At 72.1% G+C, this 19,822-nt stretch carries 20 protein-coding genes; 10 read left to right on the top strand and 10 right to left on the bottom strand.

All coding sequences use genetic code 11. The features are described 5' to 3' along the window. The first annotated feature begins 1 nt into the window (after nt 1). The 7 genes from cysT to SOM08_RS01015 all read left to right on the top strand — a co-directional run bounded on the left by cysT (nt 2) and on the right by SOM08_RS01015 (nt 7,082). Nucleotides 2–877: a sulfate ABC transporter permease subunit CysT gene (gene cysT / locus SOM08_RS01045; RefSeq protein WP_181936475.1), complete on the top strand. Its 876-nt coding sequence runs from the start codon at nt 2–4 to the stop codon at nt 875–877. Beyond that, the gene (cysW, locus tag SOM08_RS01040) at nt 874–1,761 is read left to right on the top strand and encodes a sulfate ABC transporter permease subunit CysW (RefSeq protein ID WP_116958949.1); all 888 of its coding nucleotides are present in this window, start codon (nt 874–876) and stop codon (nt 1,759–1,761) included. The genes cysT and cysW overlap by 4 nt, the downstream gene beginning before the upstream one ends. Nucleotides 1,762–1,819: 58 nt before the next feature. Next, nucleotides 1,820–2,824, top strand: a complete 1,005-nt coding sequence (locus SOM08_RS01035; protein ID WP_116958950.1) for a sulfate/molybdate ABC transporter ATP-binding protein — start codon at nt 1,820–1,822, stop codon at nt 2,822–2,824. 76 nt (nt 2,825–2,900) lie between these two features. Next, nucleotides 2,901–3,560, top strand: a complete 660-nt coding sequence (locus SOM08_RS01030; RefSeq protein WP_116958951.1) for an exopolysaccharide biosynthesis protein — start codon at nt 2,901–2,903, stop codon at nt 3,558–3,560. Between the two features lie 51 nt (nt 3,561–3,611). Next, a complete protein-coding gene (locus SOM08_RS01025) occupies nt 3,612–5,078 on the top strand; it encodes a UbiA family prenyltransferase (protein ID WP_322469877.1) in 1,467 nt (488 codons plus the stop codon). Next, nucleotides 5,075–5,434, top strand: a complete 360-nt coding sequence (locus SOM08_RS01020; protein WP_116958953.1) for a DMT family transporter — start codon at nt 5,075–5,077, stop codon at nt 5,432–5,434. The genes SOM08_RS01025 and SOM08_RS01020 overlap by 4 nt, the downstream gene beginning before the upstream one ends. Before the next feature lie 106 nt (nt 5,435–5,540). Further along, the gene (locus SOM08_RS01015; protein WP_116958954.1) at nt 5,541–7,082 is read left to right on the top strand and encodes an ArnT family glycosyltransferase; all 1,542 of its coding nucleotides are present in this window, start codon (nt 5,541–5,543) and stop codon (nt 7,080–7,082) included. Nucleotides 7,083–7,182: 100 nt separating this feature from the next. On the opposite strand, the gene SOM08_RS01010 is transcribed toward SOM08_RS01015, so the two are convergent. The 4 genes from SOM08_RS01010 to alr form a co-directional block, all read right to left on the bottom strand. Then, nucleotides 7,183–7,791: a DJ-1/PfpI family protein gene (locus tag SOM08_RS01010; protein ID WP_322469876.1), complete on the bottom strand. Its 609-nt coding sequence runs from the start codon at nt 7,789–7,791 to the stop codon at nt 7,183–7,185. A 92-nt stretch (nt 7,792–7,883) separates the two neighbouring features. Further along, nucleotides 7,884–8,321 (bottom strand): VOC family protein, encoded by a 438-nt coding sequence (locus SOM08_RS01005; protein WP_322469875.1) that lies wholly within the window; start codon nt 8,319–8,321, stop codon nt 7,884–7,886. An 88-nt stretch (nt 8,322–8,409) separates the two neighbouring features. Further along, nucleotides 8,410–9,231, bottom strand: a complete 822-nt coding sequence (locus SOM08_RS01000; protein ID WP_322469874.1) for a helix-turn-helix domain-containing protein — start codon at nt 9,229–9,231, stop codon at nt 8,410–8,412. 33 nt (nt 9,232–9,264) lie between these two features. Continuing rightward, nucleotides 9,265–10,377, bottom strand: coding sequence for an alanine racemase (gene alr / locus SOM08_RS00995; protein ID WP_116958958.1), 1,113 nt, complete (start codon nt 10,375–10,377; stop codon nt 9,265–9,267). Nucleotides 10,378–10,564: 187 nt separating this feature from the next. On the opposite strand from alr, the gene lplT reads away from it, so the two are divergent. Continuing rightward, on the top strand, nt 10,565–11,836 hold the full coding sequence (gene lplT, locus SOM08_RS00990; protein ID WP_116958959.1) for a lysophospholipid transporter LplT: 1,272 nt from the start codon (nt 10,565–10,567) through the stop codon (nt 11,834–11,836). Nucleotides 11,837–11,857: 21 nt separating this feature from the next. Here the strand turns inward: lplT and SOM08_RS00985 are convergent, their stop codons facing one another. Beyond that, on the bottom strand, nt 11,858–13,084 hold the full coding sequence (locus SOM08_RS00985) for a hypothetical protein (protein ID WP_322469873.1): 1,227 nt from the start codon (nt 13,082–13,084) through the stop codon (nt 11,858–11,860). A 161-nt stretch (nt 13,085–13,245) separates the two neighbouring features. Here SOM08_RS00985 and SOM08_RS00980 point away from each other — a divergent pair, with 161 nt between their 5' ends. Continuing rightward, nucleotides 13,246–13,731 carry a glutathione peroxidase gene (locus tag SOM08_RS00980; protein ID WP_116958960.1) on the top strand — a complete coding sequence of 162 codons (486 nt, stop codon included), beginning with the start codon at nt 13,246–13,248 and terminating at the stop codon, nt 13,729–13,731. On the opposite strand, the gene SOM08_RS00975 is transcribed toward SOM08_RS00980, so the two are convergent. Beyond that, the gene (locus tag SOM08_RS00975) at nt 13,668–15,422 is read right to left on the bottom strand and encodes a hypothetical protein (protein WP_322469872.1); all 1,755 of its coding nucleotides are present in this window, start codon (nt 15,420–15,422) and stop codon (nt 13,668–13,670) included. The two genes, SOM08_RS00980 and SOM08_RS00975, sit on opposite strands and share 64 nt — an antisense overlap. Before the next feature lie 221 nt (nt 15,423–15,643). Between SOM08_RS00975 and SOM08_RS00970 the strand changes: the two genes are divergently transcribed. After that, complete coding sequence (locus tag SOM08_RS00970; RefSeq protein ID WP_322469871.1) at nt 15,644–16,072, top strand: CesT family type III secretion system chaperone; 429 nt, start codon at nt 15,644–15,646, stop codon at nt 16,070–16,072. Nucleotides 16,073–16,251: 179 nt separating this feature from the next. Here the strand turns inward: SOM08_RS00970 and SOM08_RS00965 are convergent, their stop codons facing one another. From SOM08_RS00965 to glcE, 4 genes are read right to left on the bottom strand one after another with little or no spacing between them, the layout of a single operon-like run. Beyond that, a complete protein-coding gene (locus tag SOM08_RS00965) occupies nt 16,252–16,992 on the bottom strand; it encodes an LrgB family protein (RefSeq protein ID WP_116958963.1) in 741 nt (246 codons plus the stop codon). After that, on the bottom strand, nt 16,989–17,351 hold the full coding sequence (locus SOM08_RS00960) for a CidA/LrgA family protein (RefSeq protein WP_116959262.1): 363 nt from the start codon (nt 17,349–17,351) through the stop codon (nt 16,989–16,991). Before SOM08_RS00960 ends, SOM08_RS00965 begins: the two co-directional genes overlap by 4 nt. Before the next feature lie 30 nt (nt 17,352–17,381). Further along, entirely contained in the window at nt 17,382–18,614 is a 1,233-nt protein-coding gene (gene glcF / locus SOM08_RS00955; protein WP_116958964.1) for a glycolate oxidase subunit GlcF, read from the bottom strand. A 1-nt stretch (nt 18,615) separates the two neighbouring features. Next, nucleotides 18,616–19,782 carry a glycolate oxidase subunit GlcE gene (gene glcE / locus SOM08_RS00950; RefSeq protein ID WP_322469870.1) on the bottom strand — a complete coding sequence of 389 codons (1,167 nt, stop codon included), beginning with the start codon at nt 19,780–19,782 and terminating at the stop codon, nt 18,616–18,618. Between the last annotated feature and the right edge of the window lie 40 nt (nt 19,783–19,822).

Below are 19,822 nucleotides of genomic sequence, written 5' to 3'. Positions count from 1 at the left end.
CATGACCACCGCCACCCTGCCCAGGTCCTCCATGGCCACCCCGCGGCGCCCCACGCGCCGCGTGCTGCCGGGCTTCAACATCACCCTGGGCTACACCCTGCTCTACCTGAGCCTGATCGTGCTGATCCCGCTCTCGGCCCTGGTCTTCAAGACCTTCTCCATGAGCTGGGCGCAGTTCTGGGAAGCCGTGGCCTCGCCGCGCGTGCTGGCCGCCTACCGACTGAGCTTTGGCGCCTCGCTGATCGCGGCGCTGGTCAACGTGGTGTTCGGCCTGCTGGTGGCCTGGGTGCTGGTGCGCTACAGCTTCCCGGGCAAGAAGATCGTCGATGCCCTGGTGGACCTGCCCTTCGCCCTGCCCACGGCCGTGGCCGGCATTTCGCTCACCGCGCTGCTGGCCGACAACGGCTGGGTGGGCCAGGTGTTCGCGCCGCTGGGCCTGCAGCTCGCGTTCAACCCCAACGGCGTGGTCATTGCGCTCATCTTCATCGGCCTGCCCTTCGTGGTGCGCACCGTGCAGCCGGTGCTGGAAGACGCCGAGAAGGAGCTGGAGGAAGCCGCCTCCAGCCTGGGCGCCACGCGCTGGCAGACCTTCTCGCGCGTGATCTTGCCGAGCATCGCGCCCGCGCTGCTCACGGGCTTCGCCATGGCCTTCGCGCGCGCCGTGGGCGAGTACGGCTCGGTGATCTTCATCGCCGGCAACATGCCCATGGTGTCGGAGATCACGCCGCTGATCATCATCGCCAAGCTGGAGCAGTACGACTACGCCGGCGCCACCGCCGTGGCCTCGGTGATGCTGGGCATCTCCTTCGTGCTGCTGCTGGTCATCAACGCCCTGCAGGCCTGGCAGCGCCAACGTTCCGGTGGAGCGATGGCATGAGCCTGGCCCGTACCGAGGCGCCCTGGGTGCGCCGCACGCTGATCGGCATCGCCCTGGCGTTCATGGCGCTGTTCCTGCTGCTGCCGCTGGCCGCGGTGTTCACCGAGGCGCTGCGCAAAGGCTGGGAGGCCTACTGGGCGGCGCTGAAGGAGCCCGACGCCTGGGCCGCCATCCGCCTGACCCTGCTCACGGCCGCGATCGCGGTGCCGCTGAACCTGGTGTTCGGCGTGGCCGCGGCCTGGGCCGTGGCCAAGTTCGAGTTCCGCGGCAAGGCCTTCCTCACCACGCTGATCGACCTGCCGTTCTCCGTCTCGCCGGTGGTGGCGGGCCTGATCTACGTGCTGGTGTTCGGCGCGCAGGGCTGGCTGGGCCCCTGGCTGGCCGAGCACGACATCCAGATTGTCTTTGCCGTGCCGGGCATCGTCCTGGCCACCGTCTTCGTCACCTTCCCCTTCATCGCGCGCGAACTCATCCCGCTGATGCAGGCCCAGGGCAACGACGAGGAACAGGCGGCGCAGGTGCTGGGCGCCACCGGCTGGCAGACCTTCTGGCACGTCACGCTGCCCAACATCAAGTGGGGCCTGATCTACGGCGTGATCCTGTGCAACGCGCGCGCCATGGGCGAGTTCGGCGCGGTCTCGGTGGTCTCGGGCCACATCCGCGGCCAGACCAACACCATGCCGCTGCACGTGGAGGTCCTCTACAACGAGTACCAGTCGGTGGCCGCCTTCGCCGTGGCCTCGCTGCTGGCCCTGCTGGCGCTGGTCACCCTGGTCATCAAGACCGTGGCCGAGTGGCGCATGGAGCGTGAACTCAAGGCCCTGGCCGAACTGCCGCCCGAGCGGCCCCGCAACGACACCTCCCTCGCAGGAGCGTCCACATGAGTGCCGCACGGCCGCCCGAAGGCACTCGCACCGCAGCGCGCTGCGCGAAGGTTTCACCATGAGCATCAACGTCCAGAACATCTCCAAGCACTTCGGCGCCTTCCACGCGCTGGACAACATCCGGCTCGACATCCAGAGCGGCGAGCTGCTCGCCCTGCTGGGCCCCTCGGGCTGCGGCAAGACCACCCTGCTGCGCATCATCGCGGGCCTGGAAACGGCCGACGCCGGCCAGATCGTCATCAGCGGCGAGGACAGCACCCACGTGCACGTGCGCGAGCGCAACGTGGGCTTCGTGTTCCAGCACTACGCGCTGTTTCGCCACATGACGGTGGCCGAGAACGTGGCCTTCGGCCTGCGCGTGAAGCCGCGCGGCGAGCGCCCGAGCGACAAGCAGATCCAGGCCAAGGTGTTCGAGCTGCTCAAGCTGGTGCAGCTCGACTGGCTGGCCGACCGCTACCCCGCGCAGCTCTCGGGCGGGCAGCGCCAGCGCATCGCCCTGGCGCGCGCGCTGGCGGTGGAGCCCAAGGTGCTGCTGCTCGACGAGCCCTTCGGCGCGCTCGACGCCCAGGTGCGCAAGGAGCTGCGCCGCTGGCTGCGCCGCCTGCACGACGAGCTGCACGTCACCAGCATCTTCGTCACGCACGACCAGGAGGAGGCCCTGGAAGTGGCCGACCGCGTGGTGCTGATGAACCGCGGCCGCATCGAGCAGGTGGGCTCGCCGCGGGAGGTCTGGGAACACCCGGCCACGCCCTTCGTGGCGCGCTTCCTCGGCGGCGTGCCGCTGGTGGGCGATGGCACGCGCCCGCTGCGCCCGCACGAACTGGAGGTGCAGCGCCTGCTGCCCGGCACCGACACGCGCGGCGCCGTGGTGGCCACGCTGCGGCGCGCGCTGGTGCTCGACCCGGTGGTGCGGCTCGAACTCGAGCCCGAGTCCGGCGCGCACGACCTGATCGAGGCCCGCCTGGGCACGGCGCAGTTCCACTCCCTGGGCCTGCGCGAGGGCGACGCGGTGCTGGTGTCGCCGCGCAGCCCGCTCGGCGCGCCCGAGCCGGCCCTGGCCTGAGGCGGGCGCCCGCCGGGCGCGGGGAACCCCGCTGTCGTCAGCGGGTCATGCAGGGACACCAGCATCTGCCCGCCCCATGGACCACAGCCTCGCCCGCCGCCTGCGCCGCGCCGCCATCCGCCAGGAACGGCGCTGGCGCGCGCACGGCCTGGGCGGCTCGCACGAGGCCGACGAAACCGCCCCGCTGCGCCTGACGCTGGCCGAGCTGCTGAACCTGCACGGCGAGGCCTCGCTGCCGGTGCTGGTGATGGTGCTCTCGCTGTTCACCCTCATCCCGGTGGGCGGCGCGGGCTGGTTCGTGAGTTTCTTCATCGCCGCGCTGGGCTGGTCCTGGGCGCGCGGCCGGGAGCGCGTGGCCCTGCCGGGGGCGCTGGGCGGCTTCACCCTGAACGAACAATGGTCGCGCCGCAGCCTGCACGCCCTGGCCTGGCTGTACGCCCTCGCCGACCGCTGGCTGGGCCCGCGCTGGCAGGCCTGGCGGCACGAGCGCACGCGCGGCTGGTGGGGCGCCTGGATCGCGGCGATGGCGGCCATCATCTTTTTGCCCCTGCCCTTCGGCAACGTGCTGCCCAGCGCCAGCCTGGTGCTGCTGGGCCTGGGCTGGCTGTTCCGCGACGGCCTGGCGCTGGCGGGCTCCACCCTGGCCGGCGCCGCCGCCATCGCCTACACCCTGGCCTTCGGCCAGCTCGCGATCGATCTGGCGCAGCGCGGCTGGGGCTGGCTGATGGGCGCCTGAAGCCGCCGCGGGCGGCCCCTAGAATCGCCCGAGACCCGCAGCACAGGCCCGATGCACAACCCACCCCTGGACGACTGTCCGCTCTACGTGGACCTGGACGGCTCGCTCACGCCGAGCGACACCCTGCACGAATCCATCGTGCTGTTCGCGCGCCGCCATCCGCTGAACCTGCTGCGCATGGTGGGCTGGCTGGCGCGTGGCAAGGCCGGCTTCAAGCGCGCCCTGGCCGACGCCGTGCTGCCCGAGCCCGAGCGCCTGCCCTGGCGCGCGGATTTCATCGAGTTCCTGCGCGCCGAACACGCGCGCGGCCGCCCCCTGGTGCTGGCCACCGCCGCCGACGCGCGCGTGGCGCGGCGCGTGGCCGAGCACCTGGGCGTGTTCAGCGACGTGCTGGCCACCGAAGACGGCGGCCCCAACCTGAGCCGCGCCCACAAGCGCGAGGCCATCGCCGCGCACGCGCGCGCCGCGGGCCATGAGCGCTGGGCCTACGCGGGCAACAGCGCCGATGACCTGCCCGTCTGGGCCGGCGGCGCGCAGGCCATCGCGGTGAACGCCCCGGCCGGCGTGCTGCGGCGCCTGCAGGCCGCGCAGGCGCCCGCCCGCGTCTTCGAACGGCGGCCGCTCACGCTCGCCACCGTGCTGCGCGCGGTCCGCCTCAAGCAGTGGTCCAAGAACGGCCTGCTGTTCGTGCCGCTGCTGGCGGCGCACACCACCGATCCCTCGCTGTGGTTCACGCTGTTCGTGGCCTTCGTCGCCTTCGGGCTCTGCGCCTCGGCCACCTACCTGGTCAACGACCTGCTCGACCTGCCCAACGACCGCGCGCACCGGCTCAAGCGCCTGCGCCCGCTGGCGGCGGGCACGATGGGCATCGGTGCCGCCGTGGCCATCGGCGCGGCCATGCTGCTGGCCGCCTTCGCCCTGGCCTTCTGGGTCGGCCAGGCCTTCACCGGCGCGCTGCTGCTGTACACCGCGCTGACGCTGGGCTACTCGCTGCGCTGGAAGCGCATCCCGCTGTTCGACGTGCTGCTGCTGGCCACGCTCTACACGCTGCGCATCGGCGCCGGCGCGCTGGCCGGGCACGTGGACCTGTCCAACTGGCTGCTGGCCATCTCCATCTTCCTGTTCCTGAGCCTGGCGCTGGTCAAGCGCTGTGCCGAACTGGAAGAGGCGGTGGACGCGCACCAGGCGCCGGCGCCGGGCCGCGGCTACCAGCCGCGCGACCTGGCCACCCTGCGCACCATGGGCATGACCAGCGGCTTCATGTCGGTGCTGGTGCTCACGCTCTACATCGACTCGCCCAACAGCCGCGCGCTCTACGCCCAGCCCGACTGGCTGTGGGCCGCCGCGCCGGTTCTGCTGATGTGGGTGATGCGCATCTGGTTCAAGACCGGCCGGCGCGAACTCCACGGCGAAGACCCGCTGGCCTTCGCGCTGAAGGACCCCTTCAGTTGGGCCACGCTGCTCGTCATGGGCGGCATCGGCCTGGCGGCCACCGTCGGCTGGCAGCCCCACCTATGAAATCCCTCGCCCTGCTGCTCGCGCTGCTCTGCGTGCTCATGTCTTCGGCGGCGCAGCTCGCCATGAAGCGCGGCCTGGGCCCCGGCGGCGCCGACGTGGCCGGCACCTACGTGCAGGCCTTCACCAGCCCCATGGTCTGGCTGGGCCTCCTGCTTTATGGCGCCAGCGCCGTGCTCTGGCTGTGGGTGCTGTCGCGGCTCGACGTGTCGCTGGCCTACCCGCTGGTGAGCCTGGGCTTCGTGGTCACCATGCTGCTGGGCGTGTGGTGGCTGGGCGAGCCCTTCTCGTGGCTGCGCGTGGCCGGCTGCACGCTGATCGTGGTCGGTGTGAGCCTGCTGGCCCTGAGCGCGAAATAGACAACTCCCCCGCGGCGCGGCGCGCGTCCCGGCAACCACCGCCCGGCCCAGCCGCTGGCGCCGTGTTCCTGGAAGGCGCCGCCGCTCGCTGCGACACTCCGTGCCAATGAAAGCCGACAACAACTCCCTCGCGGCCGCGCGCCGCCTTTTCTGGTGGGCCTTTGGCCTCACGCTGCTGCTCAAGGTGTTCCTGGCCGCGGTGTTTCCTTTCACGGGCGACGAGGCCTTCTTCTACCAGTGGGGCGCGCACCCGGCCTGGCACTACTCGGACCACCCGCCGCTGGTGGGCTGGCTGATCGCGCTGCTGCGCGCCATCGGCGGCGACGCGCCCCTGGTGCTGCGCAGCGCCACGCTGCTGGTGACCAGCGCCATCGCCCTGCTGGTGGTGGACCTGCTGCGCCGCCTGCTGCCGGAGGAACGCGAGGCCCAGGCCTGGCTCGCCGGCGCCGTGTACCTGGCCCTGCCCTGGAGCTGGCTGTTCGTGCTGGTCACCACCGACACGCCGCTGATCCTGTTCATGGCGCTGTCGTTCTGGGCCTACGTGCGCGCCGACACCAGCGAGCGCGGCGCCGGCTGGTACCTGCTCAGCGGGGCCCTGCTGGGCGCGGCTTTCTTCGGCAAGTACTTCGCGGCCCTGCTGGGTTTTGCGTACGCGGCCCACGCCTGGGGCTGGCGGCGCGAGCGCTGGTGGGCGCCCGTGCTGGTGTTCGTGGCCGCGCTGCCCGCCATCGGCGCCAACCTCTACCTGAACGCCACGCACGGCTGGAGCCACGTGATGTTCAACGTCTTCAACCGCAACGAAGCCTCGGCCTGGTCCCTGGAGACCTTCCTCACCTACGTCGGCATGGCGCTGTACCTGGTGACGCCGTGGTGGCTGTGGCGTGCCGCGCGCTCGCGCGCGCCCGCCGGCGTGAGCGCCAGCGCGCGCACCACGCTCGCGGTGCTGTGGATCTTCCCCTTCGTGGTGTTCGCCCTGCTGGCCACGCGCCGCACCATCGGCCTGCACTGGGTGCTGGGCTTCGTGCCGGTGTTCGTGGTCTGGGCCGGACTGCGCTGCGAGGTGCGCCCGCTGCGCCGCCTGCTGGGCTACACGGCGGCGCTGTCCCTGCCCCATCTGGTGGTGGTGCTGGCGATCGCGCTGGCGCCGGTGGCGTGGTTCGCCACAACAAAATGGGCCGATCGCGCCGTGTTCCTGCGCGAGAACGCCGCGGTGGTCGCCGGCCTGCGCCATGGCCTGCCCGCCGGGGCCACGCTCATGGCCCAGGCCTACAACCCGGCGGCCATGCTGGCCTTTCGCCACGGCCAGTACGTGCCGGTGTTCGGCCCGGGCCGCCACCACGCGCGCCAGGATGACCAGGTGATCGATTTCCGCCGCTACGACGGCCAGCCGATCCGCGTCTTCCACTACGACGAACCCGATCTCGCGAACTACGCGCCCTACTTCGAGCGCGTGAGCAAGCACGCCTTCGTGGTGGATGGCGCGCGCTTCTGGTACGTCGACGGCGAGGGTTTCCGCTTCGCGCCCTACCGAGACAAGGTGCTGGCCGCCGTGGCGCGCGACTTCCACGACATTCCGCGCTGGCTGCCCGTGCTGGGCAACCCCTTCTGCGAACGCTACGGCTTCGAGGCATGCTCGCCGGGGCGCTGAGCCGCGCGCTTTGACGCACGAATGCCCCCTGGTGGCGCGCCCAGGGGACATGCGCCATCACCGCCGCCCCAGTGCCATCGACGTCTTCGCGCACCTCCCCTCAGACACGCGCGTCGAGGAAGGGCGCGACCTTGGTCATTGCGCGCCGCACGTAGAGGTCCTTCTCGCCCACGGGCGCCACGTAGTGCAGGGCCTCGCGCGCGGCCTGCTCGTCCACCAGGCGCGCGATCAGCCAGGTCGCGAGGTACTGGGAGGCCAGGCAGCCGCCCGCGGTGGCGACGTTGCCGTGGGCCACGAACGGCTGCTCCAGCACGCGCACGCCGGCCTCTTCCACCCAGGGCCTGGTGCTGAGGTCGGTGCAGGCCGGCAGATCGCCCAGCAGGCCCAGCTTGGCCAGCACCAGCGTGCCCGAGCACTGCGCGCCCAGCAGCTGGCGCGCGGGATCGAGCCGCAGCCGCGCCATCAGGGCCGCGTCGGCCGCCACCTCGCGGGTTTTGATGCCGCTGCCGACGATCACCGCGTCGGCCTCACTGGCCTCCCGCAGGTCGGCCTGGGCGTCCAGCACCACGCCGTTCATGGAGCGCACGCGCGGCGTGGGACAGGCGATGGAGACGCGCCAGCCGGGCCGCTTGACGCGGCTGAGGATGCCGAGCGCGACCAGCGAGTCGAGCTCGTTGAAGCCGTCGAAGGTGAGGATGGCGATGTGCATGGCGGCGGTGTCCGTGAGCGGGCCACCATGCTAGGGCGCGCTGGCGCGCGCGAAGGGGCCGCTGGCGCCGCCGCGCGCGGGCCCAATCGCGATCAGTTGAACAGGGCCGTGTAGCGCCGCTGCATTTCCTCGGGCGTCACCTGTTCGATGGCGTGCCCGATCAGCCAGCGGTGGCCGAAGGGGCAGCGCACCACGCCGCTGCGCTCGCCGTAGAACGCGTCGCTGGCCTCGCGTTCCAGCGTGGCGCCGGCCGCCACGGCCTGGGCCAGCATGGCGTCGGCGTCGTCCACGTGCAGGTGCAGGGTCACGGGCGTGGCGCCCAGGCTGCTCGCGCTGCGGATGCCGCACTCGGGAAACTCGTCGCACAGCATCACGGTGTGCGGGCCGAAGGCGAGTTCGGCGTGGCCGATGCGGCCCGAGGGTTCGACCAGGCGGAATTTCTCGGTGGCGCCGAAGGCCTGGCCGTAGAAGCGAATGGCGGCGGCGGTGTCGTGCACGCAGAGATAGGCGTAGGTTTCGTCGATGCGCATGGGCGGCTCCCCGTGGACAGCTGGTGGGACCCCGCACTGTGCCGGCCGCGGCACGCCGCGTATAGAAGAAATTGTTCGCGCCGCCGGCTCAGCCCCGGCGGAACGGCTCCAGGGGCAGGTGGTTGGGCTCCTCGGGCGCCAGCGCGCGAAAGCGCCCGGGCGTGAGGCCGGCCATGGCGCGGAATTCGCGGATCAGGTGCGACTGGTCGCTGTAGCCCAGCGCGGCGGCCAGCTCGGCTGGCGCGGGCGCGTCGGTGGCGGCGAGGGCGCCGACCGCCCGCTGGAAGCGGCGCACGCGTTGCCAGGCCTTGGGGCTCAGGCCCGTGGCCTGCAGAAAGGCCCGCTCGAAGCGGCGCCGGCCCAGGCCGCTGGCGCGCACCGCCGCTCCCACGGAAGGCGATTGCCGCAGCAGCCGTGTCAGCGCGCCCGCCTGGCCTGGCGCCGGCGGGCGGCGCGCCAGCAGCCAGGCCTCGAACCGCGCGAGCCGCGCGTCGGTGTCCGGGGCCTCGAGCAGGCGCTCGCGCAAGCGCTGCGCTTCGGCGCCGAGCAGGGCCTCCAGCGGCACGTGGCGGCCGGCGATGGCGTCCGCGTCCAGGCCCAACAGCCACTGCGCGGCACCGGGCAGCAGCGTGGCGCCCACGCTGGCCGAGCGGGCGTGCAGGCGCTTGAGGTAAGGCGCGGTGCGCGCCCCCCCGAGCACCGCGGGGGCCAGCGGCTCGCCCAGGGGGTCGTCGGGCGAACGCAGCAGGCGCACCGGCGCGTCGTCCAGCCGCAGCACCAGGTGCATGAGCCCGCTGGGCAGCAGGCGCTCGATGCGCGCCTGCGCCTCGCCCGCGGGCTCGGCCGCGCAGCTCCAGACCTCGCGCACGAAGGGGCGCAGCAGCGGGTGAGGGGCGCGGCGCCGGTTCATGGGGACTGGAGCCGGTTCGTCGCGCCCGGGCGCTCAGTCGGCGGCCTCGAAGCGCACGCGCGGCGCCACCGCGCACAGCAGCTCGTAGGCGATGGTGCCGGCCGCGTGCGCGACTTCGTCCACCGGCAGCAGCGCACCGCTGCCGGCGCGGCCCCAGAGCACCACCTCGCTGCCGATGCCCGCGTCCGGCAGCCCGCTCAGGTCCACCGTGAGCATGTCCATGCTCACGCGACCCAGGGTGCGCGTGCGCTGGCCATCCACCAGCGCCGGCGTGCCACTGGGCGCGTGGCGCGGGTAGCCGTCGGCGTAGCCGCAGGCGACAACGCCGATGCGCATGGGCCCGTCGGCGGTGAAGGTGGAGCCGTAGCCGACGGTGTCGCCGGCCTGCAGCCGCTGCACGCCGATCACCCGGGTAGACAGCGTCATGGTGGGTCGCAGGCCCCAGTGCGCGGCGCTGTGCTCCGGGAAGTCGGGCGCGCAGCCGTAGAGCGCGATGCCCTCGCGCACCCAGTCGGCCGCCAGCGAGCCGGCGCCGCGCAGGGCGCCGCGCGCGTGGCGCAGGATGGCCGCGCTGTTGGCCAGCGTGCGCTCGCCGGGCAGGTCGTCGGTGGCCTGCTCGAACAGCGCCACCTGGTGCGCGATGCCGCGCGCGCCGTCGGCGTCGCTGAAGTGCGTCATGTGGCCGATCTCCTCGACCTGCGGCAGCGCATTGAGCCGCGCCCAGGCCGTGCGGTAGGCCGCGGGCGTGAAGCCCAGGCGGTTCATGCCGCTGTTGAGCTTGAGGAAGACCTTGTGCGGCTGCTGGGTCTTGTGCGCGGCCAGCCAGTCGATCTGTTCGTTGCAATGCACCGCGTGCCAGAGGTTCAGGCGCGAGCACAGCTCCAGGTCGCGCGCCTCGAACGCGCCCTCGAGCAGCAGGATGGGACCGCGCCAGTCGAGGGCGCGCAGTCGCTCGGCCTCGGCCAAATCCAGCAAGGCGAAGCCGTCGGCGCCGCGCAGGCCCTCGAACGCGCGCTCGATGCCGTGGCCATAGGCGTTGGCCTTGACCACCGCCCAGACGCGGGCGTCGGGCGCGCGCTCGCGCGCGATGCCGAGGTTGTGGCGCAGGGCGCCGGTGTGCACGGTGGCCAGGATGGGGCGGGGCATGGCGTGAGAAAAGTCAAGAAGGGAAATCCAGTCCGAGCGGCGGGGTGGCCTACCGGCGGCGCCTGCGCACACGCGTGCTATAACCCGCGCCACCTCACGGAGACAAGCCTCAAACTGTCGCACAAACGTGTGGGGTGTCCGTCGATAGGCGCTTCATCCTGGCAGGCAAGCAAACCGATTCATCGCCATGAAGCGCGGCTTCTACACCATCATGACGGCGCAGTTTTTCAGCTCCCTGGCTGACAACGCGCTGTTCGTCGCCGCCATCGAGCTGCTGCGCCACCGCAACGCGCACGAATGGCAAAGCGCGGCGCTGGTGCCCATGTTCGCCCTGTTCTATGTGCTGCTGGCGCCCTTCGTGGGCGCCTTCGCCGACGCCCGGCCCAAGGGCCAGGTCATGTTCATCAGCAACGCCATCAAGGTGGGGGGCTGCCTGCTCATGCTGGTGGGCGTGCACCCACTGCTGGCCTACACCCTGGTGGGCCTGGGCGCGGCGGCGTACTCGCCCGCCAAGTACGGCATCCTGACCGAGCTGCTGCCACCGTCCCAGCTGGTCAAGGCCAATGGCTGGATCGAGGGCCTGACCATCGCGTCCATCATCCTGGGCGTGCTGCTGGGCGGCCAGCTCGTGGGGCCCACGATGTCGTCCTGGCTGCTGGCCCTGCACATCCCCGGCATCCACCACGGCCCGGACGCCGCCATCGCCATGCTGGTGGTGCTCTACATCCTGGCCGCGGGCTTCAACCTGCGCATCCCGCTCACCGGTGTGACACCGCGCCCCATGCCGCGCAACCCGCTGGTGCTGCTGCCCGATTTCTGGACCTGCAACATGCGCCTCTGGCGCGACCACCTGGGCCAGATCTCGCTGTCCACCACCACGCTGTTCTGGGGCGTGAGCGGCAACCTGCGCTACATCGTGCTGGCCTGGGCCGCGGTGGCGCTGGGCTACAGCACCTCCAAGGCCTCGGCGCTGGTGGGCGTGGTGGCGCTGGGCACGGCCGTGGGCGCGGTGGTGGCCTCCATGCGCATGCGGCTCGACCAGGCCACCAAAGTCATCCCCCTGGGCATCGGCATGGGCCTGCTGGTGGTGCTGATGAACTTCATCGACAACGTCTGGGTGGCCGCGCCCTTCCTGGTGCTGCTGGGCGGCCTGGGCGGCTTCCTGGTGGTGCCCATGAACGCGCTGCTGCAGCACCGGGGCCACAACCTCATGGGCGCGGGCCGCTCCATCGCCGTGCAGAACTTCAATGAGCAGGCCTGCATCCTGGGCCTGGGCGCGCTCTACACGGCGTCCACCGGCGCGGGACTGTCGGCCTTCGCGGCCATCACCGCCTTCGGCCTGCTGGTGGCCGGCACCATGTGGCTGATCGGCTGGTGGCACAAGCGCAACCAGCGCGTGCACGGGCACGAGATCGAGCGGCTGCTCGAAATCGCCCGCCGGGACGATTTGCACGGCTGAAGACCGCGCGAAGCGCGACGCTCAGAAACTGCCCACGTTGGTCGGCGCAAAGCCGTTGAGGTTGACAAGCCGGTGCTGGGCCAGCACCTTGTACAGGTCGGCCTCGCTCACCGAGCGCGAAAGGTAGGCGTCGGCGCCGGCCAGTCCGGCCTTCATGCGCTCCATGCTGCCCGCGCTGGGCGCGAACAGGATCACCGTGGCCGCGCCCTTGGGCCCCTTGGCCTGCTTGGCCCAGCGGCAGACCTGGAAGGCGTCGGGCTCGCCGCCGAGGCGGTCGATGACCACCAGCCGGTACGGGTGCGCCTTGAGCATGGCCTGGGCCTGCGCGGGCTCGCGGCACCAGTCCACGCTCAGTTCGTACTTGCGCAGGCGCTTGAGCAGGATGCGGCCTTCGACGAGGCTCTGCCCCACCAGCAGGGCGTCGCCGCGCGCCACCTCGGGCACGGAGGCGTCGCCCTGGCGCAGCCGCGAGGGCAGGCGCGAGCGCGGCGAACGCGGCGCGGGCGGCGCGACATTGAGCAGGTCTTCCAGGTCGGCGTAGTCGGTGACACCGCGCAGGGGGATGCTGACGGTGCCGGCGCGCGGCGCGGCCGGCGCCTTGGCCGGCGCGGCGGGCGGGACCGGGGGCACGGCGGGCGCCGGCGCGGCGCTGGCCGGCGGCGCGCCCCGGGCGCCGCCAGCCGCCTCGCCGGCCATGTCGGCCGCGCGCGCGATCATGGACATGACCTCCTCACGCGTCATGGGCCGCGTGGGGGGGAACTCGGTCTCGGGCGAACGGCGCCGGGCGCGGGCCGAGGGCGGCAGCGGCGCGATCGGCTGCGGCTTGCCGCTGGCCAGGCGCATGCTGGCCTGCAGGCCGTGCAGCTGGGAGGCCTTGAAGGGTTCGGTGGCCGCGAAGCCCGGCGCCAGCGGCGCCGCCGAGGCCGCCGCACGCGCGGTGCGCAGGCCCACCAGCGCGTCGAGCGAGCCCAGCAGAGAGACCAGGCGCACCGGCTTGCGCTCCACCGGCCAGCCGGTGCCGGCGTCGTGGGCGCCGATGAGCAGCACGCGCCCCGGCAGCGAGGCGCCGCGCACCAGCGCCACGGCCTGCGCGTTGTCGGCGTTGACGAGCAGCAGCTGCGCGTCGAGCACCTCCTCCTGCACCCGGTAGGCCGGGGGCCGCCGCGCGGCGAGCCGGAAGAACGATTCGAATGTGGCGCTTTCGTGCTGGGCAAAACCCACCAGCGCCACCGTGTAGGCAGCCTCCATTACCCGCTCCACGTGGTTCGACACTTTTTGAAACCGTTTGTCGGACGGCGCAGTATGGCGTGCCGCCTGGGTTTTGGGTACGGCATGCGGCGCCGCTCGTGCCGCCATGTGAAGATTCTGTCGCGCGCCGGACACCGCGCGCCCACCCAAGGAGCCCCTTCATGCCCAGCGTCTACGACTTCGAAGCCCTGTCCATCACCGGCCAGCCCGTGCCCCTGAGCCACTACAAGGGCCAGGTGATGCTCATCGTCAACACCGCCAGCGCTTGCGGCTTCACGCCGCAGTTCGCGGGGCTGGAGGAGCTGCACAAGGCCTACGGCCCGCGCGGCCTGGCGGTGCTGGGCTTCCCCTGCAACCAGTTCGGCTCGCAGGACCCGGGCAGCAACGAGGAGATCGCCGGCTTCTGCCAGCTCAACTACGGTGTGAGCTTCCCCATGATGGCCAAGATCGACGTCAACGGCGCCGAGGCGCACCCGCTGTACCGCTGGCTCACGGCCGAGGCGCCAGGGCTGCTGGGCAGCAAGGCCATCAAGTGGAACTTCACCAAGTTCCTGGTCGGCAAGGACGGCCAGGTGCTCAAGCGCTACGCGCCGCAGGATGCGCCGGCCAAGCTGGCGGGGGACATCGAGGCGGCGCTGGCGGCTTGATCGCTCGCTGACCACGGGCCTTGCAGGCCCGCCAGGCCATCAGGAGAGGGGCGTCGGCGCGATCGCCTGCGCAGGAGCGCCGCGCTTGCGCCACTCACCGATGGTGAAGGGCTGGACCGGGGCGCTGCGCCCCTCGACACCGTACGCACGGGCCCAGGCCTGGCCGATGGCGACCTCGCACAGCTGGCGCGGATGGCGACCTCGCACAGCTGGCGCGCCGCGACCCGGTTGGGGGCCTCGCCCGGGATGAAGCGCTGAGCGCGCTCGCCCGGGGTTTCGCGCGTGATGAAGCGATTCGGCTCGTTGAACCGAGCGACATCGGCTTGCGTGATCCAGCCCGCATCGTGCAGCTGGAGCATCGCGTTGCTGGCCAAGCGCTGAAGGGTTTCGGCGTCCAGCGAAGTGCTCGCGCCTTCGGGCACCTCGCCACCCAGCACCGTGCCGTACGTCGCCCAGGCGGCATCCACCTGCGCCAGCTTTTCTTCCCGCGTGAACGTCACAGGCTCCCTGACCGGTGGCGCCTCGACCACCGCCTCCGGCTGCACGGGCGCATCGGGCAAGCGGGTGGGTTCGGGGTGGGCAAACAGGCCGACGAAGTCTTGAACCGCCTGCTGTATCGCCGCGATCGGCGTGCTCGACTGGGCCGCGGCCTTGGGTGAAGAGCCGCCCTCGAGATCGCCGGGAGCCGTCGCGGCCGACACCGATTTCTCGATGGGTGGTTCTTGCGCAGGTCCCGACCCGTTCGGGGTGGGGCCCTCGGACGCACCGCCCCGCTCACCACCAAGCAGGCGGTCTTTCAGGTTCAGCAAGCGTTGGGCCACCTGCTTGGCGCCATCCTCGATGTCCTTCCCCCGCGAGGCTACCGCGTCGGGCGCGCCCTCAGCGGGCGCGTCGATCGGCGCCGCGGGATGGGCCTGCACCCAGGCCACCACCGCGTCCACGCGCATGGGCTGCTGGTCGCCCTGCCGGCCCCATTGGCCTTCCAGCAAGCGCTGCCAAGCCTCGCCAATGGTGGCCTCGCACAGCCGGCGCACCGGGTCCGCCTCGCCTCCGAACGGGGAAAAGCGCTGGTTGCGATCGGCGGTTGATTCGGTCGAGAAGCCGTCGCCCGCCCTCATGAACCGCTCGTAGTCCTTCTGTGAAATCCCTCGGTCGTCGCGCAACTGGTGCAGGGCCATCGAGGCCACGCGATCGAATTCGCTGGCATCCGACGTCTCGAACTTGTCGCCCTTGAGCACCTGGGCATAGGTCGTCAGGGCCGCATCGACCCGCGCGATGGCATCAGCCTGCGCTGGGGTGGGGGCGGCGCCGTGTGGCGCGGCAAGTGGGGCCTTCGCCGGCGCCTGGGCTTGAACCGCCCACTGGGTCCTGATCGCGAGGCGAACGGCCATGCGGACCTCGCGTTCGGCATCGTCTGCGGCCTGGCGCTCGACCTTGTGCTGGTCACGCAGCCCATGGCGCTGCGCCTTGCGGCTGGCGTCGATCCACTGCACGGGCTTGGACTTGTCGCTGCGGTAGACCTGTTTCTTGAGGTTGTGCGGCAACAGCGCCACGGCCTTGACGCCGCGAACGAGGTTTTGCGCACCATCCTTGACAGCGCGGCCCACCGCTCCAGCGGTCGACAGCTCGTGTCGGGTCTTGTGGGGGTTTTGAAGCTTGAGAGGAGAAAAACCCATGGCGAAGAACGGCAAGGAGAACAGGGGGCATCCCGATCCGGGACGGTGGCAAGTCAGAAAACCCAACTCGCGGCCTGAGTAGCGACAGGTCCCGTGATCGTTCCTTCACCATCTACCCGGCCTAGTCGCCAGGACACCCATCCCTTTGGCAGATGGCCGGGCGGTCCCGTGGCGACCAGAATCCCGGTTCCTGCCCGGTCGCCGCGCCGGGCGCACGTCCGACGAAAGGCCGCCCCATGACCCCCGACCAATTCCAGGAGTTGTGCCGCGGCACGGCGCGCGCCCTGGGCCTGAGCGAACCCAACGCCCTGTTCAATGGTGGCGAGGTGATCCTCGACGGGGTGAAGGTCGGGGCATTTCACGAGGAAGACCAGGACCCCGAGGGCGTCTTCTGCTACGCCGATCTCGGCCCGGTCGGGCCGGACGCCAACCCCGCGGAGCTGCTGGAGGAGGCGCTGGCCATCAACCTCTCGCTCGACGGCGAGCGCGGCGAGGTGATCGGCCTGGAGCGCGAAAGCCGGCACCTGGTGCTGCGTGTGCGCCTGAACGACGCGCAAGAACCGATGCACGAAGGCCGCCTGGCCGATGAACTGCGGCGCTGCGCGGCGCAGGCGAACGCGCTGTACGACAGCGCCTTGTCCGGCGTGCAACGGCCCACGGTGTAGCCCGCGCCTTGACCGGCGGGCGCTCTCCCCTACCGAGATCCTGTCGGGCTGCTGCTGGCGCATTCGGTCTGCGCCTACCGGCCGGTCTCTTCGAACGCGCCGTCACCCGCGTTCGTTCGTCGGGTACTCGGCCCGATGCGGCACGCCGGCGGACACCAGGCCGGCTCAGGCCGCGCGCACTAGAGCCAGCGCAGCAGCGCCGCCGCCAGCGACGGCAGCACCAGTGCGTTGAGCAAGGCGCTCAGGCCCATGGCCAGGCCCGCGAAGGCGCCGGCCTCTTCGCCCTCTTGAAATGCGCGCGCGGTGCCGATGCCGTGCGCGATGGTGCCCAGCGCGAAGCCGCGCACCGCCGGCTCGTGGATGCGCAGGGCATCGAACAGGAAGCGCCCGCCCACCGCCCCCAGCACGCCCGTCGCCATCACCAGCACAGCGGTGAGCGAGGGCAGACCGCCGATTTTTTCCGAGATGCCCATGGCCACCGGCATGGTGACCGACTTGGGCGCCAGCGAGGCCATGGTGGCGGGCGACGCGCCCAGCGCCCAGGCCACCACGATGGCGGTGGCGGCGGCGGCCAGCGCGCCGGCCACCAGCGCCGCCAGCAGCGGCAACGCCAGGCGGCGCAGCCGGTGCAGCTGCTCGAACAGCGGCACCGCCAGCGCCACCGTGACCGGGCCGAGCAGGAAATGCACGAACTGCGCGCCCTCGAAATAGGTGGCGTAGGGCGTGCCCGTGGCCCACAGCAGCGTGGCCAGCACCAGCACCGTGGGCGGCACCGGGTTGGCCAGGGGATGGAAGCCGCTGCGCCGGTAGAGCACGAAGGCGGCGTGGTAGACGAGCAGCGTGAGCGTGAGCCCCAGCAGCGGCGTGGCCGCGAGGTAGACCCAGATGTCGATCAGGCGGCGCGGGGCCTCGGGATTCACCGCGAAGCCTCCGCGCGGCGGTTCTGGCGCCGCATGAGCCACACCATGGTGCAGGCCGAGACGGCCAGGCCCACCAGCGTGCTGACCACCAGCGCCACGCCGATGGCCAGGGCCTCGTCGCCCAGGCGCTGCAGGTGCTGCATGACGCCCACACCGGCCGGCACGAACAGCAGCGACAGGTGCTGCAGCAGACCTTGCGCGGTGGGCTTGATGGCGTCCAGCCAGGCCGGACGCAGCGCCAGCGCGGCCAGCAGCAGGGACAGGCCCACCACCGGCCCCGGCACCGGCGCGCCCGTGAGCAGCACGGCCACCTCGCCGAACAGCTGGAACAGCAGGAGAGTGGCGAGCGCGGGGATCATGCCGGCCATGGCGGGTGGGTTGGCAGCTTCTCAGGCCTGCAGCGCCTCGTCGAGCAGTTCGACCCAGTGCCGCACGGGCGTGGCCGTGCCGCTCTGCAGGTGGGTGATGCAGCCGATGTTGGCGCTGGCGATGACGGCGGGCTGAAGTTCGCCCAGGTGGCCGAGCTTGCGGTCGCGCAGTTCGTAGGCGATCTGCGGCTCCAGCACCGAGTAGGTGCCGGCCGAGCCGCAGCACAGGTGCGCCTCGTTGCGCGCGAGTTGCACGGTGAAGCCGAGCTCGCCCAGGCCGCGCTCCACCCCGCCGCGCAGCTGCTGGCCGTGCTGCTGGGTGCAGGGCGGGTGGTAGGCCACCACGCGCTGCGGGTCGGGCCGGCGCGCCAGCTTGGGCTTCAGCGCGGGCACCAGGTCCGGCAGCAGCTCGGACAGGTCGCGCGTGAGCGCGCTGATGCGCGCGGCCTTGTCGGCGTAAGCGGGGTCGTCGCGCAGCAGGTGACCGTAGTCCTTCACCATCACGCCGCAGCCCGAGGCGTTCATCACCAGGGCCTCGGCGCCCTGCTGCACGAAGGGCCACCAGGCGTCGATGTTGGCGCGCATCTGCGCCAGACCACCGCCGTGGTCATTGAGGTGGAACTTCACCGCGCCGCAGCAGCCGGCCTCGGGCGCCACCAGGGCCTGGATGCCGGCGGCGTCCAGCACGCGCGCGGTGGCGGCGTTGATGTTGGGCGACATCGAGGGCTGCACGCAGCCCGCGAGCATCAGCACTTGGCGCGGGTGCGCACGCGTGGGCCACGCGCCGGCGGGGCGCGGCGCGGGCACCTTGGCCTGGAGCGCGCCGGGCAGCAGGCCGCGCACCGCCTGGCCCAGCTTCATGGCCGGGCCGAACAGCGGCGAGCTCAGGCCCTCCTTGAGCAGCCAGCGCACGGCGCGCTCGCCCGTGGGGCGTGGCACCTTTTCCTCGACCACGGCCCGGCCGATGTCGACCAGGTGGCCGTACTGCACGCCACTGGGGCAGGTGCTTTCGCAGTTGCGGCAGGTGAGGCAGCGGTCCAGGTGCTGTTGCGTCTTGCGCGTGGGCGTGGCGCCTTCGAGCACCTGCTTGATGAGGTAGATGCGCCCGCGCGGGCCGTCCAGCTCGTCACCGAGCAGCTGGTAGGTGGGGCAGGTGGCCGTGCAGAAGCCGCAGTGCACGCACTTGCGCAGGATGGACTCGGCCTCGCGGCCGCGCGCGGTGCCCTGGAACTCGGGAGCGAGCTGGGTCTGCATGTCAGAAGAGGGTCGGGGCCTGGAAGATGCCGTGCGGGTCGAAGGCCTCGCGCAGGCGGCGCATCACGGCCTGCAGCGCGGGGCCGGGCGTGTCCGCGCGCGGCACGCCACCGTCGCCCGAGGCCGGGGCGCGGAACAGCTGCGCGTGGCCGCCGGCCGCGCGCGCGGCGGCGCGGATCTCATCGGCCGCCGCCGCCGGCGCCCACAGCCAGCGCTGGGCGCCCTGCCATTCGATGAGCTGCGGCCAGGTGGCCAGCAGCGGCGCGGCGGTCTGCGGCACGCTGATCCGCCACAGGCCATGGTCGGCCGAGGGCGCGTGGGTGAAGAAGGGCAGGTGCTGGTCGCGGCAGGCGGTCCAGTCGGCGCTGGCGCAGGTGTTGTCCAGGCGCTGGCCCGGCGCTTCGGCGAGCAGGCGCTCGCACGCGGCCTCCACCGCTGCGGCGGCGCCGCGCAGGCGCAGGAACAGGCGATCGTCCCCGTCGGCCTCGCGTTGCCAGCGCGAGGCGTTGAGCGGCAGCGGCTGCCCGCCCCAGCGGTGCAAGCGCTCCAGCGCGTTGGACTGGTCGACGCCGAAGGCCAGCGTGGCCTCGGCCGGCGCCACCGGCAACACCTTCAGGCTGAGTTCGGTGATCACACCGAGCGCGCCCCAACTGCCCGCGAGCGCGCGGCTCACGTCGTAACCGGCCACGTTCTTCATGACCTGGCCGCCGAAGGTGAGCAGCTCGCCGCGCCCGTTGATGAGGCGCGCGCCGAGCACATAGTCGCGCGCGCCGCCCACGCTGGCGCGCGCCGGGCCGGCCAGGCCACTGGCCACGGCGCCGCCCACGGTGCCGCCGGCGCCGAAGCGCGGCGGCTCGAACGGCAGGCATTGGCCGTGCTCGGCCAGCGCGGCTTCCAGCTCGGCCAGCGGCGTGCCGCCGCGCACGGTGACCACCAGCTCGCTGGGCTCGTGGCTAAGGATGCCGCTGTGGGCGCGCACGTCGAGCGCGGCGCCCTGGGCGGGCGCGTGCACGAAGGACTTGCTGCCGCCGCCGGCGATGCGCAGCGGCGCGCGCGTGGCCACGGCGGCGCGCACCTGGTCGATAAGGGCTGAGGGGTGGTCGCTGGCCGGCACGAAGCCCTGCCCGGGGGCAGCGGCGGGGGCCAGCGCGTCGTGGGGCGCGGACATGGTGGCGGCGATGGTAGCGGCCACTCACCACATGGGCCTT

The organism is Hydrogenophaga sp. SNF1 (genome assembly GCF_034421675.1).
Taxonomy (GTDB): Bacteria; Pseudomonadota; Gammaproteobacteria; order Burkholderiales; family Burkholderiaceae_C; genus Hydrogenophaga; species Hydrogenophaga borbori.
Note: the sequence above shows the minus strand (reverse complement) of the source record. Positions and strands in the feature narration are given on the sequence as shown.